The sequence below is a fragment of the uncultured Brevundimonas sp. genome, assembly GCF_937870815.1.
GTDB lineage: Bacteria > Pseudomonadota > Alphaproteobacteria > Caulobacterales > Caulobacteraceae > Brevundimonas.
The window spans coordinates 1-1,321 of record NZ_CALMZS010000179.1 but is presented as its reverse complement, the minus strand read 5'-3'; the positions used below and the strand labels follow the sequence as shown (position 1 = coordinate 1,321).

2 protein-coding genes and 1 pseudogene are annotated in these 1,321 nt (G+C 67.5%); all 3 read left to right on the top strand.

Going from position 1 to position 1,321, the window contains the following annotated elements; translation table 11 throughout:
• Positions 1-294: pseudogene (locus Q0588_RS11965) on the top strand (protease HtpX); the annotation flags it as partial.
• A gap of 70 nt (positions 295-364) precedes the next feature.
• Positions 365-625, top strand: a complete 261-nt coding sequence (locus tag Q0588_RS11960; RefSeq protein WP_298746329.1) for a hypothetical protein — start codon at positions 365-367, stop codon at positions 623-625.
• Positions 626-723: 98 nt separating this feature from the next.
• Positions 724-1,321: argininosuccinate synthase domain-containing protein (locus Q0588_RS11955; protein WP_298746328.1), on the top strand; the 598-nt coding region annotated here is incomplete at its 3' end.

Sequence of the window (1,321 nt, the reverse complement as noted above, 5' to 3'; positions counted from 1 at the left end):
CTCGCCTCCGCCCTGCAGAAGATCGAGACCTATGCGAAGCGCATCCACAACCCGACCGCCGAGCGCAATCCGGCCTCCGGCCAGCTGTTCATCATAAATCCGCTGGCCGGGCGCGGGGCCGACAACCTGTTCTCGACCCACCCCGCCACCGGCAACCGGGTCAAGGCCCTGATGGAACTGGGCGCGAGGATGGGGCCGCCCCCGCGCCATGCCGCCTTCGCCGAGGTCGCGCCGCGGCCGGCGACGACCAGCGTGCCCAGCACGCCGTCCCACGCGCCGGGGCCGTGGGGCTGACACGCCGCCGGCCTCTTGCCGGACCCCGCGCCGGTGATAGGCTCCGCCGATGGTCGAAGAAGACGAACCCTTGGAAGACATAGCCGCCAGCCTGCTGAACGGCGTGATGATATTCCTGTTGGGAGCGGTCATTCCGGCGATCCTTGTCTGGCAGGTCGTCATTCACTGGAATGACTGGACCCTTGGTCTGGATGTCGATTCTCTGGCGGCGTCGGGCAGTGGTCTGGGGGCGGCGGTCTTCAGCTTCCTGTTCATGCGGACCGGGGTCCGGACCATCCGGAAGGGCGTGACGGCGCTGCGGCGCCGCCGGCGCCGCAGCGGAGCGGTCTGACCCCGCCCCATTCCCGCCCTTGCATCGCGGGGCGTCTGGTCCTTTAAGCGCGCCCACACGCCGAAAACGCCTCCCCGCGTTCGCCGAAGGACCCTCTCATGACCCTGCCCGCCCCGAAGAAGGTCGTCCTCGCCTATTCCGGCGGGCTGGACACCTCGATCATCCTCAAATGGCTGCAGACCGAATACGGGGCGGAGGTCGTGACCTTCACCGCCGATCTCGGCCAGGGCGAGGAACTGGCCCCGGCGCGCGAGAAGGCGCTGAAGTTGGGCATCAGGGAAGAGAACATCTTCATCGACGACCTGCGCGAGGAGTTCGTGCGGGACTACGTCTTCCCGATGTTCCGGGCCAACGCGGTCTATGAGGGCCAGTATCTGCTCGGCACCTCGATCGCCCGGCCGCTGATCGCCAAACGCCAGATCGAGATCGCCCGCCAGGTCGGCGCCGACGCCGTCTGTCACGGGGCCACCGGCAAGGGCAATGACCAGGTCCGCTTCGAGCTCGGCTACTATGCGCTCGAGCCTGACATCCGGGTGATCGCGCCGTGGCGCGAATGGGATTTCAAGTCGCGCGAGCACCTGCTCGACTTCGCCGAGAAACACCAGATTCCGATCAGCAAGGACAAGCGCGGCGAGGCCCCGTTCAGCGTCGACGCCAACCTCCTGCACTCGTCCAGCGAGGGCAAGGTGCTGGAGG